Here is a 15,322-nt window from a genome sequence, read left to right on the forward strand (position 1 = left end):
TATTAAAATGAAGTCAATCTTGCTCTGAAACCCGATTCTGAAATTGTCCGATCCTGTTCACCTCCGCATTTTTTCTGCCGCCTGCCAGGCCTGTCCCAGCCCTCCGACAAGCTTGTCCTTCACAAAACGGAAAGCCTGAGACTGATTGGCGTTTCCATAAACCACGTAATTTCCGATCGGCCTCACCTGATTGCGCATCGCCTTGATGCGCCCCTGGATGGCTGCAGGCAGCCTGACATAGCTCAGGTTTTTCACAGAATCCGCGAAATTGAGCGTGAACTGGTTGCAGACCACCGTGACGGAATCCGTCTCAGCCAGTGTCTGGAATGCAGCCGACACACTTTCGGTGTATTCGTCGATCCCCATCTGGCCCCCGTACTGTCTGCAGACCTCCACGAGGAGAGGGCAGGCCAGATCGTCGTAGTTGTCTATTTCGAGGACCCGATAGCGCGCCAGATCCTCCACAGTCAAATCCGTCCGCCCTTCAAGAGGGTGCCCTTTCCTAAAGAGAAGGTAGATGTCGTGGGTGTGCGCAAAGCATTCGTAATTGAGCCGCTTGTCATCGAAACCTTCATAGACAACGGCAAAATCAACTTTTCCGCTGGCGATGTCGGATCCGCAGTCGTAGTTCAGGATGCGCACGTTGAAATGCATGTGCGGTGCTACCGGAAGGATTTCCTCGCGGATGACCTTTTGAACTGCGAAGCAGAATTCGTCGTAAAGCAGTATTTCAAAGTAGCTTTCGGACTGATCCGGCTGAAATCCCGCAAACTCTTTGTCGAGTTTCCGATACTGTTCGGTCAGGTGGCTGATGAAGGGAGCGATTTCCGTAGCCTTGGCCGTAACCTCGAAGCCTTTGTTAGTCCTTACGAACAGCTGGTCGGAAAAAATTTCGCGCAGACAGGCGATCGTCCGGGTGATGGCCGAGTTCGTCATCTTCAGTTCTTCTGCCACCCTGCTCGCGCTGCGTGATTTGTACAGAGCCAGAAAAACTCTTAAGTGTCGATATGTAAGCGATTCCAGATTCATGATCTTTTCCTTGAATTGCATTTTGCAGAGCGCCTGATTTTTTTAGTTTGACATTTATCAAATCTAAAATTTTTATCATTTTACAAAAAACTATTTTTCACAATTCGAAAATAATTATTAATAATTGATTTTATTGTAATTTTACCGATATTCATATTTAGAATAACGGTTAAATTGATTTAAATTTAATCTTTTAAATGTTTTTGATTTTTAATTTAAAAATTCTGTTTATTTGTATTTTCAATGTTTTAATATAAATCTATGTTTTATATAAATATTTATTTAAATTGCTTTCAATAAAATTCCATCGAAATTCACATCATCATCCCATTTTCTGAGTAATTCGACCTAATACTTTTTGCTGATAAAAAGGCATTTCCGAACTATGAAAATTAAAAATTCCACCTCCGCCCTGCCTTCAATCTGAAAAACCGAGGGCCTCTGCAACTTGGGAAACCACCCCAAGGCGGGTCATTGAATCGTCACAAAACTGTCGTCTTTCCGTCACAGCGCCTCCGTAGGATTGGGCAAGTTCCAACCGACACACAAAAGGCAGACAGAAAAGACATGCTTAAGACAGTGATCTCTCTCGGCGTTCTCTCGGCACTTTCCGCCGGCGTCATGGCCCAGGGCCTCATGGACCGCCCGGCCACTGGCAACGACCTCACGCAGCCCGGGGCGGCGGCCCGCATTCACGGCGACCAGAGCGCCGCGATCAAGGCACTCATCAGCCCGAAGCGCCCGAAGAACGTGATTCTGATGATCGGCGACGGCATGGGCTACGCCGAGATCACGGGCGCCCGCAACTACGCGCTCGGCGCGGGCGGCTTCTTCAAGGGGCTGGACGCCCTGCCCTTCACCGGCTCCTACACTCACTACTCGCTCAACAAGGACTCAGGCACGCCCAACTACGTGACCGACTCGGCCGCCTCGGGCACCGCCTGGTCGACCGGAGTGAAGACCTACAACGGCGCGATCGGCGTCGACATCAAGGGCAATCCCCGCAGGACGCTCATTGAAATGGCGAAGGCCGCGGGGATGGCCACGGGCAACGTGACCACCTCGGAAATCCAGGACGCGACGCCCGCCGTCCTCGTCTCGCACGTGACCGCGCGCAAGTGCTACGGCCCGGAGCGCACCTCCAAGCAGTGCCCGAAGAACGCCCTTGAAAACGGGGGCCTCGGCTCCATCACCGAGCAGCTGCTCAACACCCGTCCCGACGTGACGCTGGGCGGCGGCGCAAAGAGCTTTGCTGAAAAGGCGAAGGCCGGCAAGTGGAAAGGCAAGCCCCTGATGGAGCAGGCCCGCGAGCGCGGCTTCCAGGTGGTCCGAACCGCCGACGAGCTCGCGGCCGTGAAGCGCGCAAACCAGAAGGCCCCGCTGCTCGGGCTCTTCGCCGAAGGCAATATGCCGGTGCGCTGGCAGGGCCCGAGGGCGGTTGAGAAGGGCTACGCCAAGGACACCCCGGTTGTCACCTGCACGAACAATGCGAAGCGCACGCGGGACATCCCGAACCTCGCTGCGATGACCCGCAAGGCGATCGATCTGCTCAAAGGCAGCCCCAAGGGCTTCTTCCTGCAGGTTGAGGGCGCCTCGATCGACAAGCAGGACCACGCCGCGAACCCCTGCGGCCAGTTCGGCGAGACGGTCGACCTTGACGAGGCCGTGCAGGTCGCGCTCGAATTCGCAAAGAAAAAGGGCGACACGCTTGTGATCGTCACGGCCGACCATGCGCACTCGAGCCAGATCCTGCCGCTTGACACCACGAGCCCGGGCCTCACGCAGAAGCTGCGCACAGCCGACGGCAGCGTCATGGTGATCGGCTACGGCACGGCCGTTCCGGAAGGCGACAAGGTGGATATGACGCACACGGGCACCCAGGTGCGCGTAGCGGCCTACGGCCCCCAGGCCGCGAACGTCACCGGCCTCATCGACCAGACCGACGTGCACTACATCATCCGCCGCGCCCTGCGCCTGAAGTAAGCCGGGCGAGCATTGAACGGCCCGCTGCCTCCCTTTTCTTCCTGCTCCCTGAAGGGGGGCGCTTTTTCCCCAGCGCCCCTCCTGCGCCTTTCGGCGGAAGGACCCGCAGTTTTTTCAGTTCGCGGCCGCCCGTTTTTCCATCTTGAGCAGCCAGGCCTTCGCCTTCACCCCTGCCGCGTAGCCCGTGAGGCTGCCGTTCGAACCCACCACCCGGTGGCAGGGCACGACAATCAGAAGGGGGTTGCGCCTGCAGGCCATGCCGACCGCCCGCGCCGAGGCAGGGCAGCCGATTTTCTGGGCGAGCTCCCGGTAGGTCATGGTCTGACCGTAGGGGATTTCCGAGAGGGCCTTCCAGACTTTCTTCATGAAGGGCGTCCCCTCGGCCGCCACGGGCACCTGAAAGGCTCGCAGCTCTCCTTTGAAATAAGAAAGAAGCTCGTTTTTGAGCTCTGAGAGCTCGGGCCCCGGATCCTCGCCGCCTTTCTCCCCCGCGGCGGCGAGCCGCACCCCGGTGACGCGGCCTGCCATGGAGCTGAGCCTCAGCCGCCCGAGGGGCGAATCAAGCAGCAGGACCTGTTCCTCGCGCCCGCACTCCTTCAGGTATTCCCGCGGCGTGAGGCCGCCCATCCGGCGAAAAAACGCGTAGAAGCCCGAGACGCTCTCAAAGTGGAGCAGCGCGCTCGCGTTGAGAATCGAGACGCCCCCGGCGAGGCTCTTTTTCGCCTCCTCGAAGCGCAGGGCCTCCAGCGTTTTTTTGGGCGACTCGCCCCAGGCCCGGCAGTACGCCTCCGAGAGCCGCTCCCGGCTCACCCCGAGCCCGTCGAGCGCCTCGCGCGCCGAGGCGGGGGTGTTAAAAAACAGGACGTTCTCCCGTTTCGGCTTTTTCGAAGCGCAGGATGGCCGGCAGTAGATCCCCGTGCTTTTCACCCCGTAAACGAAAAGCCCGTCCTTCGTCCTGTCCATCGCAAGAACCGCCTGCCATTTGGCTTCATCGTTCATTATCCGTTTCCCCGTTTGTTCCGGCTGAGATCAAACTTAGCACCGGACAGCGTGAAAATCTTCGCAGAAATCTGTTTCAAATTCTTCAATAAACCAATGCTGAAATAAAATCTATAAAATCATGTATAACTATTTTTATAAAATTTAAAAACATTGTATAACCTTATTTTCCGGACCCTGTCTTCTTGACGCTTTTTTGCTCCGGGCGCGGCTAGTGTTTGCGCCAAAACCTCTGACCCTTTTTCATCCCCGGAGCAAGCCCATGAGCATTGCAGAGGCCGCGCGGCCTGGATTGCCTGGACGGCCCCCGCGGCCCCCGTCCTCATTGCAGCGCTGCACGGCGCGAGCATGTACATGAGCCAGACCCTCCTCGGGCGGGTGAGCCAGGGGGTGCTTGAGACGCTGCGCCAGGAGATGTTCGAGCGTATTCTTCACTGGCCCGCCCAGGCCCACCTTGAAACCACTGCGGGCGAGGCCGCCTCGCGGTTCGCAAACGAGGCGAACGCGGCGCTCTCGGGCGCCGCGAAGAACTGCATCACCCTCTTTCGCGACACCGCCCAGGTTATTTTCCTCACAGCCATTCTGCTCTGGCATGACTGGAAGCTCTCGCTCGTGTGCCTCGCCCTCGCCCCGGTGATCGTCGCGGTGCTGCCCTGCCTCAGGCCCCACGCCCTGGAGCTTGCCGCAGCGGCGATCTTTCTCACCGGAACGGCGGCCTGCTCGTTTCTCACGGCGACGCTCCTGGGGCGGCTCACCGATCTGAGCTTCTACAGCTCCGGAGACTGGAGCGCCGCGGCACCGCTCGCGCTTATCGCGGTCACCCTGCTCTTTTCCCTGTGCACGCTCTGCTCGAGCGCGCTCCTTGCCCGCGTGACTCAGAAAATCCTGCGCGACATGCGCGGCAGGCTCTTTTCGAGGCTGCTGCACTGGCCCGAGGAAACCGCCGCGCGGTGGTCCTCTGGCGTCATCGCTTCGCGCTTCGTGAACGAGGCGAACCTCGCCCTCTCGGGTTCGATCGGCGCCTTCACGGTCCTCGTGCGGGACTCGCTGCAGGTCGCCTCGCTCCTTGCAGTCCTTTTCTGGCAGAACTGGCGCCTAACGCTCATCAGCTTCGTAATCGGGCCGCGCTCGCTTGGGCCCTGCGGATCATCTCGCGCCGCATGAAGCGTTCCGTGAAGCAAAGCCAGCAGATGGTGGCCGAAATGATCTCCCGGGTCGAGGAGACGTACGCGGCCTGGGCGACCGTCAAGCTTGCCGGGGCCTGCGGCTTCGAGGCAAAGCGCTTTGCCCGGATCAACCGAGAGGCCTTCCTTGCGGCCTACGAAACACTCCGCATGAAGGCCTTGGGCACCCCGGTCTCGCAGCTGATCACCATGGCCGGGGTGGCCCTCGTCGTCGCAGCGGCGCTCCTGCAGGCGCAGGCCGGGCAGTTCTCGTTCGGGGAATTCGTGACCTTCCTCACCGCGCTGCTGCTCTTGAAGACGCCTGTTCAGAACCTTTCGGGGCTGAACGCTACCTTCACAGCCATTTCCGCAGCCGCCTCGAACGTCTTCGAGATGCTCGACGAACCTCTGGAGAGCGATGCGGGGACGAAGCCGCCGGGGCCCCGTCCCGGCCGCATCGCCTTTGAAAACGTGAGCCTCACCTACCCGGGAGCGGACAAAGCGGCCCTGAGGCAAGTGAACCTCGAAATTGCCCCGGGGGAGAAGCTCGCGCTCGTGGGCGAATCGGGCTGCGGGAAGTCGAGCCTCGCCTCGCTCCTGCCGCGGTTCCGCGATCCCACGGAAGGCAGGGTCACCCTCGACGGGACCGGCCTCAGGGAATACTCGCTTTCCGCACTTCGCTCTTCGATCGCCTATGTCGGGCAGGAGGTCGTGCTGCTCGAACGCACGATCAGGGATCGCCTTCTCAAGGCCTGGGGCGCCGCAGGCGGAGATTGAGAAAGCCGCCGAGGCCGCCGGGCTGCGGCCTCTGGCCGCGGCACTCCCGCGCGGGCTCGACACCCCGGTCGGGGAGGCCGGCTCGAGCCTCTCGGGGGGCCAGCGGCAGCTGATCTCGATAACCCGCGCCCTACTGAAAGACGCGCCCGTCCTGATCCTCGACGAGGCGACGAGCGCCCTGGACCTCCGGACGGAAGCCGCCCTCAAGGCGGCCCTCGGAAAGCCCATGGAAGGACGCACGTGCCTTGTCATCGCCCACCGCCTCTCCATGGCTGAGGAAGCGGACCGGGTTGTCGTGCTCGATAAAGGCAGGATCGCGGAGCAGGGCCGGCCCGCTGAGCTGCTGCAAAAGGGATCCCTGTTCCGAAATCTCAGGGAAGCCGCCGCTTCCTGAGCAGCGCCCAGGCGGGGAAAAGCGAGAGTTTAAAAATATTTTTTACCATTGTTTTCTGATTACTTTGAATCTTATAAAAACGCGACCGGCTGGAAGCCGGGCCGCTTTCCCCGTCGGCCCTCAGGAGGGGCCACCCCCGCCGCTCGTTCCGGTTCCTGCGCCCTTTTATAATCACGGAGAGCCCTTTTCCTCCGTCCACAGGAATTCGCCAATGGCCATCATCTGTCTCGCCCTTTTCATTCTCACATTCGCCGGACTTTTCCTGCCGGGGATGGCCCATGAAATCATCGCGGGGATTCTCTTTCTCGCCCTTATCTGGCACAACGCGGCAAGCCTCGACTTCTACCGCAGCCTCCCGCACCTGAAGTACACGAAGACGCCCGCCGGGGACGCGGCGGTGATTCTCCTGCTCGCGCTCTTCATGGTGCTGCTCTACCTCTCGGGGCTTGCGCTCCTCGCGAACTTCCACTGGGGCACCGCCTTCCTCCCGGGGCTGCCGTGGCTCGCGCTGCACCTCTCCTGCGCCGTCATTTCGACCGTCCTCATCCTCCTGCACATGAAGCACGAGTGGGGCTGAAGATCGGCAGTCTCCTTTTCAGCGCCCATAGCTGAAGATCAGGCGCACGAATTCCTCTTCATTGGGAAAGGTGAAGCTCGCGAAGTGCTCGAAAAGGACGGGGCACAAATCGATTGGGAGCGAAAGCAGCGGATGAAGGCTCGACAAAGACTTCTCGCTATGGGTTGAAACGGCAAGGCCAGAGTATCCGTGCACGGCATTCAAGAACACCTTGCCGCAGCCTGCAGTGACCTCATCCACGGGATCCGGGAAACGCATGAAGGCGCAGCCCGCGGCGAGGACGCTCTTTTCGAACCCTGCAGCCATGCATTCCATCAGGTCTTCGGCGGAGAGCCCCACCTCATAGGCTCCTTCGCGGTAAGAGAGGGGCCTCTCGCCCAGAGCCCGGAAACGGAGTGCGGAGCCTGTCCGGAAATAAAGGCGGACAGGCACCCGGCCTTCGCCGCTGAACCCGTCAAAGCCGTGCGCGTTCTCGCGAGAAAAGATTCTCAGCCGGGCGGCGTCATCGGAGATGCAAAGCGCCGCGCCGCGCGGACCTTCCCGGATACTCTCCAAATCCTCGTCCGCCCCGTCCAGCCAGTCAGACAGGCGGGTGCCGTAGACCGCAAGGCCCGGGTAATACGACTGCCCGAAATAATCGAAGGTCACCCGGCCGCTCCGCACGAAAAGCCCTGAGAAAACGGCAAGCTTCCGGTCCTTCACAAAGAACTCAAGCCCGGTGTCGCGGCTCGCATCCGCAAGAATGCGGATGAGGTCGATCACGATGCGCTCCGCCTTGAAGGGCACCGGCGCCTGCGGCAGGTGCTGCAGGATCCGCCCGGTTCTCTCATCCGTTTCAAGCGCTGCTTCGTGAATGGCGGCGCGGACCTCCCGGACTTCCGCCTTGAGTCCCAGACGCTGGAATTCACGGAGGGCTAAAAGCGCATCGGCGAGAGCCACTGTGATGGTTTCTCCGCTCATGCTGCCTTGCCTTTCTTTCCTCTGAGCCGGTCGCCCTCTCTCATCCATTTGCGGAGCCGGACGGCTTCCTCGGCCGAAGTCATATTCACGAAGGCGATGCGGCCGAGCAGCTGCTCCCTGGTCACGGGACAGCCCAGCCAGGAAGGCTCGAGGCCCTTCCTCCAGCGGTCGGCCGCTGCGCGCACCCGGCGCCTGTAGTCCCGGGAGACGTCGGGCTTCGCGTTCACCGTAAGCCCCGTGACGACCTGACGGCGCCCGCGCCGAAAGACGCTGGATTTTTTGGGATCGAGCCTGAGCCCCGCCGCGGAGAGGACCGACCCCGCCCGCGCGATGAGCCCGACCGCCCCTTCGCCTCCCGAAAAAGCGAGGTCATCCGCGTAGCGCGTATACCGGCAGCCTTTCCGCTTCGCCTCAGAGGCCAGGATTTCATCGGCCTTGAAGAGCACCCGGTTCAAGAGCGCCGGAGAGGCGGGAGAACCCATCGGGAGCCCCCCGTCCAGCGTGCAGAGGTCGGCGATGAGGGCGCAGGCGGGAGCCCCCAGCCTGGGGCCCAGGTCCCTTTCAAGCACCCGGTACAGCACAGGCCAGGCCACCGAGGGAAAGCAGTTGTGGACGTCGGCCACCGCCACCACGGGCTGGCCCGAGTGCACGGACGCATTGTCTGCGATGGACTTGCCGGCCACAAACCCCATCGCGGCCGGGTGCGCGCCCAAGGGAGCGATCAGGCGCTCAAGGACTCCGCGCTGCAGGAACTTGAGCTTTTTAATCGGTTCCGAAATGAGCCTCTTCCCGCCATGCTTTTTCGGGATATGGAACCTGCGGTAGCTTTTTTGCAACCGGCAGCCCGGGGCGGCTTTCCAGTCCATCGCGGAAATGAGCCATTTCACGATCCTCGCCTGTTTGCCGGGCCAAAGTCCCGCCACAAGCCCCGCTTCAGCGGACACAAGGAGCCGCCCTGCCCGGGCGGCAAGCCTCGCAACCTCTTCCAGCGTGCCGCGGGCAGCGGCCTCTGCATCCGGGCCTTGGAAGCTCCGGGCGAAGACATCCAGCACCTCGCACAGTTCGTTTGCATCCCGCTTGTCGCAGGAGGCGCAGAGCGCGAGGAAAAGCTTTTCCCGAGTCCAGCTCTTGACATCCCGGCATCCCCAGGCGAGCCTGACGGGAAGGCCTGCAAGAAAAAACTTCTTCGCGAGCTCGATAGCCTTTTGGGGCCTTAGCCGGTCAAAAGCCTGCCGGGCCGCCGGGACCCGCGCTTCCTTCGGGCCATGAAGCGCGATCGCCTGGAGGACTTCGACATCGGTGCAATGGTCAATGATTTCGAGAACTGCCTCTGCGGGCGCTTTGTGCAGAACCCGAAGCAGCGCCCCGCCGCCGCGCCTCACTCCCGCGGGGGTGAGCATCAGGGCAAGCAGATCTTCCCGGCAGTTCGGCCCAATCTCATTCAAGGCGGGGGCGATGCTTTGCCCGGGGCCGTTGTAAGAGGCCGCCCCCCAGGCGCAGCAGCGGGCCTCCCGAAGAAGCCATTCCGCGAGCCCGACCTCCCGTGCAGAAAGCGCTCCGGGGGCTGCTCCCGCTTCGCCGGGTTCAAACCGGCGCGCGGCTCGGGCGGCAAGCCGGGCAACGATAAGCCGCGCCTTCCTGGAAAGGCGCCTGCTGCCCGCCGGCTCCGGCGCGCAGGCTTCGAGCGCCTGGCGCAGGCCCGCCCTGTCCGGGTCTCCGCAGAGCTCGCACAGCGCAAGGAAAAGTTTTTCTGCGCTCCAGCTTCCCCGGTCGAGCCATCCCGGAGCAAGCCTGACAGGCAGGCCCGCGAGGAAAAGCTTCCGCCCGAGCGCGGCGGCTTTCCCCGGCGCAAGCTGGTCGTAAGCCCTGAGGGCAGCTGGAACTCTTGCTTCCTCGGGGCCATGAAGTGCGATCGCACGGAGAACATCGCCCTCCTCGCATCTGTCCGCGATATGACGCACCGCATCCGCCGATGCCCGGGGCAGGACCCGAAGCAGCGCCCCGCGGCAGCGCCTCAGCCCCGCGGGGGTGAGCATCAGGGCAAGCAGATCCTCCAGGCAGTACGGCCCGACCTCCTCCAGGGCCGGAGCGAGGCTCCCCGCCCTGCCCCGAAAGGAAGCAGACCCCCAAGCGAAGCAGAGGGCTTCAGCTTGTTGTGGCTCGAGACAGGCCCCTCCCGCCTTTTCCCAAAGTGGGGAGCCGTGGAAATCATAAATAAAGCGCTCTTTTATCTTCTTGTTGTTGTAAAAGTCCAGGGACAGATCCCCGGAGGGATGATGGCGAGCCACGAAGCGCAGGTAGGCCGAAGCGTCCTTTTCAGCAGTCAGTTCTTCCTGCAGGCGATCCTTTGCGTTCCAGACAGTATCCCAGCTCTCCTGCAGAAGAATGAATTTCCAATTGGCCGCGCCCTTGCGGCAGCCGTCTTCCAAGTCGAAAAGCTGCAGCCAATGCCCGCTTTCTTCGAGCCGCCGTTTCTGCCGCTCGGAGCTCACCAGCAGAAGGAACCTCTGGTATTCCCGTGGAAAGTAGCAGTTAGCCCGCGCACCCTTGGCCAATTCCACCAGGAAGGAGGCCTGGCCCGACCTGTTCCAGCCAGGCAGGATCTTTCCAAAAAGATGCCGCAGGAGGGCGCCCACCCGGGGATTTCCCTCCAGACTGCGCCTTTCCCCCAGCCAGTCTCGCCGCCCCTTCGGAGTCGGCTCCTCCTGTACCGCGGCTTTCAGGAAGAGCTGATAGCCGGGGGATTCCTTGAACCGCCTAAGAAGCTTCGGCTCGCCCGAGAAGGCCCGCAGCAATGATTCCGACACGATGAAGACCGCTTCGTATTCCCCTGTCTTTGAGAAAGCGTAAAACAAGTACCCGAGCAGCGTCATCCCGGCCGGGGCGCGGACGTCAATCGAAAAGTCCTTCTTCGGCGGCAGGAGAAAGAAGCTCCTCACCGCCGGGCTCCGGATCGCAATCGAAGCATCCCGCCCCAGAAAAGCGGCACAGGCGGCGGGAATCTTTTTAATCCTGATGCCCAGCCTCGCGCAGGCGTCGGCGAAGCCCAGAAGGGTCCTGGTCAGCCAGCGGCAGCTCAGATGGGGAAGAGTCGGAGGCAGGCAGCGGAATACATCCCAGGCCGAAACGCACGCCGGGCGCTTGCGCCGGCTTTCGACAACCAGGCGTCCCAGCTTCATGCAGGTGTCGATCGGAGGGGTGAAGCTGCCTATGGGAAAGACCTCCCTGTATTTGTCGAGGGCAGACTCTTCGTCAAGATAGGGGTTGTGGGGCCCTCTCTCAACGGCCTTGAGCAACGGGCTCGCGGCCGGGGGATACTGCCGGGGCACCGCATCCGCCTGCCGCACAGCTTCAAGAAGAGCCTGCCGCCCCGGCTGCCCGGCGCACCAGAGCGCGGAGATCCTCAGGCAGTCCCAAAAAGGCGAATACGCGGCAGAGATCCAGGCCTCCTGATAAGCCCGCGCCTCGTCCTTGCCCTTGAAAAGGGGCCTGACCCGGGCGGGCCACAGCTGCTCCACTGCGCTGCGGATTTTTTTCCAGTATTCCTCCGGGACGGAAGGCGCAAAGGGATCTCCCCGGGGAAGCGCACGGGGAATCGCGAAGTCCAGGGAATTGACGGCGTCGCGGATTTCCAAGGAAAACGACGATTCGTCTTTGGCCTGGCGGAAGTTTTTCATAAGGCGTGCATCCTCCTTCCCTCCTGATCACTTAAGTTTCCTCCGGAGTCTCCGAAGGCGACCCTGTGGACTTCAAAACACTGTCAGACTGCGGAATGCGCAGCAGAACGCAGATGAAGCGTTGTGAATCCACAGTTCGACTGAGGAGAACTCGACTTCCCGAGGCCTTCAGGCCGAAGGAGGCGAGACTCCCCGGCGTATTTCCCTCAGCCGGCGAATCGCCGGCAAAACCTGATTTTTTGCGGAAGGAAGGGGGATGGAATTTATGTTAGCAAGGCGCGGATTTCCCCGGCAGTCGGGCAAGTCCCTATCGCTTAATTAAGCTTTTTTTCAGGCTGGGGAAGTAGTTTTTTTCAAGCGGAAATGTAAGGGCGGCATCGGCGCCGGGACTTCCGGCGCGGGAGGGAAAAATGAGAGCCGGCCGGCTGACAGAGGTTCTGGAAAAACTGCTTAAGGCAGCCCGCTGGGCCGCCTTCATCTGGGGCGCGCCCGGCACCGGAAAGAGCTCCATCGTGAGGGAGGCGGCGGCGAAGATGAAGCTGCCCGTGGTTGACCTGCGGGCTTCGCTCCTTGACCCCACGGACCTGCGGGGTCTCCCGATGGTGAAGGACGGCCGGGTCCTCTGGTGCCCGCCCGCCTTCCTGCCGACCCCGGAGATGAAGCCCGGAGTCCTCTTCCTGGACGAGATCAACGCCGCTCCTCCGCTCGTCCAGGCCGCCATGTACCAGCTCGTGCTCGACCGCCGCGTGGGCGAGTACGCGCTGCCCCCGGGCTGGAGGATCATCGCAGCGGGCAACCGCGCGTCCGACCGCGCGGTGACCTTCAGGCTGTCCTCGGCGCTTGCCAACCGCTTCATCCACCTCACGCTCGAGCCCGACATCCACAGCTGGAGCGAATGGGCGTTCAGTCACCGCGTGCGCCCTGAGGTGATAGGGCTGCTGCGCTACCGCTCGGAGCTCCTCTACACAAAGCCTGGGGAAGGCGCCGCCTTTGCGACGCCCAGGTCCTGGGAAATGGCCTCCGACGCCCTGAAGGCATTCGGAGGGATCAAAGAGGCGCGCGACGTGCTCCCCGGGATTGTGGGCGAGGGCCCCGCGGCCGAACTCGCGGCGTTTGCCGGGAACGCCGCGATCGCACGTGAAATAGAGGCTCTGCTCAAGGACCCCGAGGGCGCTCCGATTCCCAAGCAGCTCGACCACCTCTGGGCCCTTGTCACCCACCTCGCCTCCGGTGCGGGCGGCTCCGAACAGGGCGCTGCGGCGATCGAAGCACTCCTTTTCAGGCTCCCCGCGGAATTCGCCGTGGTGCTCGCGCGCGACACGCTGAAGGTCTCGCCCAAATTCATGCTGAAGCCCGCCTTCCGCAGGTTCATGAAGGAAAACGCTTCGCTCTTCAAGAGCTGAAGAGGAGGCAAGCCATGCAGCGGGCCTCCCAGGAAACACTTGAAAAAGCGCGCAACGCCGTGCTCAAGGCCCGCGTGAGCCTTGCGATGCGCCGCCCCTTCCTCGCCACGGCGCTTCTCGAGCTTCCGGTCCGAGTGCTTGGGGCCGGAGTGCCGACCGCCTGCACGGACGGCTACCGGATCATCGTGTCAGCCGAGTTCGCCCTCACCCTCACGCAGCCAGAGCTTCGCGGGCTCCTCGCCCACGAGCTGCTGCACGTGGTGCTCCAGCACAGCGACCGAAGGGGCGCACGCAACCCCTGGGCCTGGAACATCGCCTGCGACTACGCCGTGAACAACCTGCTGGCCGAGGCCGGATTTTCGATTCCAGAGGGCGGGCTGCTGCCTCCCCGAAATCTTAAAAACTGTTCGGCCGAGGCCATTTACGACCTCCTTCTCTCCCGCAGGAAAACCGCCGGCGCCGGGCCCGGGCCGGCGCCTCTTTCCTCCCCTGACGGGTCCATCGAAATCACCCCCCTTGCAAGGCGCCCGGAGAATCGGGACGAAGAAAAAGATCCGGCGGGGGTGATCCCGGGGCCCTGCGCCGAGGCCGCGGCCGACCTCGTCGACTCCCAGTCGCTTCCTTCGACGCTCGCCCGAAGCGAGGACGACGCGGAAGACGCGAGTGCGAAGAAAATCGTCGCCCGAATCCGCCGCGAATTCTGTCAGCAGGCGAAAAGCCAAGGCTTTTTCCCCGGCTCAGAGATGGAGGAATTAAAGGCGGGGCCAAAGCCCTCGGTCAACTGGCGCGCGCATCTCGCTCGCTTTCTGACCGAAACGCTCAAGACCGACTGGAGGCTTTTTCCGCCCTCGAAGCGCTTCATCTCCCAGGGACTCTACCTCCCCTCATGCGGCGCCCCGGCCCTGGGATGGATCGTTTTCGCAATCGACACCTCGGGCTCCATGTCGGATGAGGAAATCAGCCAGATCCTCTCTGAGCTTCAGGCCTTCCGCGAGACTTTCCCTTGCCGCCTCACGGTCCTTCAGGCCGATGCAGACATTGCGGGCGTCTCGGAATTCGAGGCCTGGGATTTCCCGAATCCGAAGGAGCAGTGGACCATAGCGGGCTGGGGCGGCACGGACTTTCGGCCGGTATTCAAATGGGTGCGGGACAAAACAGCGAAAGAGGGAGAGCCGCCCGCTGCCCTGATTTACGCGACCGACGGCTACGGGACCTTCCCTGATGCCCCGGGCCTGCCCGTCATCTGGCTGGTCACACCGAACGGAGCAGGAAGGGAATGCTTCCCCGAGTGGGGAGCATGGGTGCAGCTCCAGGAGCCCGACCGATAAAAAGCTGCACAACAGAAAGCCTGGTTTCAAATATTCAAATTATTTAAATATCAAAAAACAATCGAAATATGATTTAAACAATGGCTGTAAATGGCATCGGATGGCTCCGCCTCAGACTGAGCGCTGCGGTCAAATCAGTTGCCTTGATCAACTAAATAACCAGTCTTCCATGTCAGTTCAAGCCACCGAACTGGGCGGGGACGGCACCTCCGCCATCGTGCACCGCGTCCGCGCCTTCAACCGCTTCTACATGCCGGCCATGAACCTACTCGGCGACCATTACCGCGGCTCCGAATACCCAGTGACAGCCGCGAGGATCTTTTACGAAATCTACTCGAATGAAGGCTGCAACGCGGCCTTTATCGCCAAAACGATGCGGGTCGACAAAAGCTATCTCTCCCGCCTCATCAGCAGGCATGAGAAAAACGGCTGTATTAAAAGGAGACCCTCGGAGAAAGACGGCCGGTCTGAACTGTCCCCAGAAGGTGAGACACTTTCTGGGGATTTTCATGTCCAAAAAGATCTCGATTGAAATTCGTCAAAAAGTATTGACGTTACTGAAGCAGGGAGCTCGATCCTTTACGATCTCAAAACAGCTGGGATTGGCCCGCATTAGCGTAGAAAACTGGCAAGCGGCATTTGATCGTGGTGATGTTTCATGGAGCCTGGATAACAGCTGGCGGAAAAGAACTGAAGCCATGGCGTGGCAGGCTGTCAGGGGGTACGCTGTTTGTCAATCGTACAATGCGGCGGGCTGTGCTTTGGGGATGAGCGCCAGCGATATACGTCGGTATGTGCAAAACGTTGAAAAGTTCGGCGCTCCCATCCTCAAAAGAGGGGTCCGTTGCCAAGCCCCGGAGATCAAGAGCATGCCTGATAAAACAACTGCATCCCGCGGCAAAGAAAATGTGGCCAAAGAGCTTAAGACAGCCCGGAGGACCATTGAGGAACAGCGGATTGTCCTGGACTGCCTGCTGAAGTCCATAGACGAGCATCTGGGCTCAAAAAAAACAATGTGCCATCCTTGATTCG

13 protein-coding genes are annotated in these 15,322 nt (G+C 61.2%); 9 read left to right on the top strand and 4 right to left on the bottom strand.

Going from position 1 to position 15,322, the window contains the following annotated elements; all coding sequences use genetic code 11:
• Window positions 1-57: 57 nt before the first annotated feature.
• Entirely contained in the window at window positions 58-1,050 is a 993-nt protein-coding gene (locus tag MAF45_RS04145; RefSeq protein ID WP_326520670.1) for a LysR family transcriptional regulator, read from the bottom strand.
• Between the two features lie 546 nt (window positions 1,051-1,596).
• Here MAF45_RS04145 and phoA point away from each other — a divergent pair.
• The gene (gene phoA / locus MAF45_RS04150; RefSeq protein WP_237978292.1) at window positions 1,597-3,012 is read left to right on the top strand and encodes an alkaline phosphatase; all 1,416 of its coding nucleotides are present in this window, start codon (window positions 1,597-1,599) and stop codon (window positions 3,010-3,012) included.
• Between the two features lie 114 nt (window positions 3,013-3,126).
• On the opposite strand, the gene MAF45_RS04155 is transcribed toward phoA, so the two are convergent.
• Window positions 3,127-4,011, bottom strand: a complete 885-nt coding sequence (locus MAF45_RS04155; protein ID WP_237978293.1) for a bifunctional transcriptional activator/DNA repair enzyme AdaA — start codon at window positions 4,009-4,011, stop codon at window positions 3,127-3,129.
• 333 nt (window positions 4,012-4,344) lie between these two features.
• Between MAF45_RS04155 and MAF45_RS11385 the strand changes: the two genes are divergently transcribed.
• The 4 genes from MAF45_RS11385 to MAF45_RS04170 all read left to right on the top strand — a co-directional run bounded on the left by MAF45_RS11385 (window position 4,345) and on the right by MAF45_RS04170 (window position 6,922).
• On the top strand, window positions 4,345-5,175 hold the full coding sequence (locus MAF45_RS11385; protein ID WP_326520671.1) for an ABC transporter transmembrane domain-containing protein: 831 nt from the start codon (window positions 4,345-4,347) through the stop codon (window positions 5,173-5,175).
• A complete protein-coding gene (locus tag MAF45_RS11255) occupies window positions 5,172-5,951 on the top strand; it encodes an ATP-binding cassette domain-containing protein (protein ID WP_283206993.1) in 780 nt (259 codons plus the stop codon). Before MAF45_RS11385 ends, MAF45_RS11255 begins: the two co-directional genes overlap by 4 nt.
• Window positions 5,869-6,345, top strand: coding sequence for an ATP-binding cassette domain-containing protein (locus MAF45_RS04165; protein WP_237978294.1), 477 nt, complete (start codon window positions 5,869-5,871; stop codon window positions 6,343-6,345). The genes MAF45_RS11255 and MAF45_RS04165 overlap by 83 nt, the downstream gene beginning before the upstream one ends.
• Window positions 6,346-6,556: 211 nt before the next feature.
• Entirely contained in the window at window positions 6,557-6,922 is a 366-nt protein-coding gene (locus tag MAF45_RS04170) for a hypothetical protein (RefSeq protein ID WP_237978295.1), read from the top strand.
• 18 nt (window positions 6,923-6,940) lie between these two features.
• Here the strand turns inward: MAF45_RS04170 and MAF45_RS04175 are convergent, their stop codons facing one another.
• The gene (locus tag MAF45_RS04175; RefSeq protein ID WP_237978296.1) at window positions 6,941-7,882 is read right to left on the bottom strand and encodes a hypothetical protein; all 942 of its coding nucleotides are present in this window, start codon (window positions 7,880-7,882) and stop codon (window positions 6,941-6,943) included.
• Complete coding sequence (locus tag MAF45_RS04180; RefSeq protein WP_237978297.1) at window positions 7,879-11,559, bottom strand: reverse transcriptase family protein; 3,681 nt, start codon at window positions 11,557-11,559, stop codon at window positions 7,879-7,881. Before MAF45_RS04180 ends, MAF45_RS04175 begins: the two co-directional genes overlap by 4 nt.
• 410 nt (window positions 11,560-11,969) lie before the next feature.
• Between MAF45_RS04180 and MAF45_RS04185 the strand changes: the two genes are divergently transcribed.
• From MAF45_RS04185 to MAF45_RS04200, 4 genes are all read left to right on the top strand, one after another.
• Window positions 11,970-12,962 (top strand): AAA family ATPase, encoded by a 993-nt coding sequence (locus MAF45_RS04185; RefSeq protein WP_237978298.1) that lies wholly within the window; start codon window positions 11,970-11,972, stop codon window positions 12,960-12,962.
• 14 nt (window positions 12,963-12,976) lie between these two features.
• On the top strand, window positions 12,977-14,290 hold the full coding sequence (locus MAF45_RS04190; RefSeq protein WP_237978299.1) for a vWA domain-containing protein: 1,314 nt from the start codon (window positions 12,977-12,979) through the stop codon (window positions 14,288-14,290).
• A 169-nt stretch (window positions 14,291-14,459) separates the two neighbouring features.
• Window positions 14,460-14,822 (top strand): MarR family winged helix-turn-helix transcriptional regulator, encoded by a 363-nt coding sequence (locus tag MAF45_RS04195; RefSeq protein ID WP_237978300.1) that lies wholly within the window; start codon window positions 14,460-14,462, stop codon window positions 14,820-14,822.
• On the top strand, window positions 14,800-15,318 hold the full coding sequence (locus MAF45_RS04200; protein WP_237978301.1) for a hypothetical protein: 519 nt from the start codon (window positions 14,800-14,802) through the stop codon (window positions 15,316-15,318). The genes MAF45_RS04195 and MAF45_RS04200 overlap by 23 nt, the downstream gene beginning before the upstream one ends.
• The last annotated feature ends 4 nt before the right edge of the window (window positions 15,319-15,322 follow it).

The sequence above is a fragment of the Mesosutterella porci genome, from assembly GCF_022134585.1.
Lineage (GTDB): Bacteria > Pseudomonadota > Gammaproteobacteria > Burkholderiales > Burkholderiaceae_F > Mesosutterella > Mesosutterella porci.

Bases quoted from the DNA above. Each gene is read 5' to 3' on its own strand.
- MAF45_RS04180 (WP_237978297.1), bottom strand. From the start codon at position 11,559: ATGAAAAACTTCCGCCAGGCCAAAGACGAATCGTCGTTTTCCTTGGAA.
- MAF45_RS04185 (WP_237978298.1), top strand. From the start codon at position 11,970: ATGAGAGCCGGCCGGCTGACAGAGGTTCTGGAAAAACTGCTTAAGGCA.
- MAF45_RS04165 (WP_237978294.1), top strand. From the start codon at position 5,869: ATGTCGGGCAGGAGGTCGTGCTGCTCGAACGCACGATCAGGGATCGCC.
- MAF45_RS04200 (WP_237978301.1), top strand. From the start codon at position 14,800: ATGTCCAAAAAGATCTCGATTGAAATTCGTCAAAAAGTATTGACGTTA.
- phoA (WP_237978292.1), top strand. From the start codon at position 1,597: ATGCTTAAGACAGTGATCTCTCTCGGCGTTCTCTCGGCACTTTCCGCC.
- MAF45_RS04195 (WP_237978300.1), top strand. From the start codon at position 14,460: ATGTCAGTTCAAGCCACCGAACTGGGCGGGGACGGCACCTCCGCCATC.
- MAF45_RS04170 (WP_237978295.1), top strand. From the start codon at position 6,557: ATGGCCATCATCTGTCTCGCCCTTTTCATTCTCACATTCGCCGGACTT.
- MAF45_RS04175 (WP_237978296.1), bottom strand. From the start codon at position 7,882: ATGAGCGGAGAAACCATCACAGTGGCTCTCGCCGATGCGCTTTTAGCC.
- MAF45_RS04155 (WP_237978293.1), bottom strand. From the start codon at position 4,011: ATGAACGATGAAGCCAAATGGCAGGCGGTTCTTGCGATGGACAGGACG.
- MAF45_RS04145 (WP_326520670.1), bottom strand. From the start codon at position 1,050: ATGCAATTCAAGGAAAAGATCATGAATCTGGAATCGCTTACATATCGA.
- MAF45_RS04190 (WP_237978299.1), top strand. From the start codon at position 12,977: ATGCAGCGGGCCTCCCAGGAAACACTTGAAAAAGCGCGCAACGCCGTG.
- MAF45_RS11255 (WP_283206993.1), top strand. From the start codon at position 5,172: ATGAAGCGTTCCGTGAAGCAAAGCCAGCAGATGGTGGCCGAAATGATC.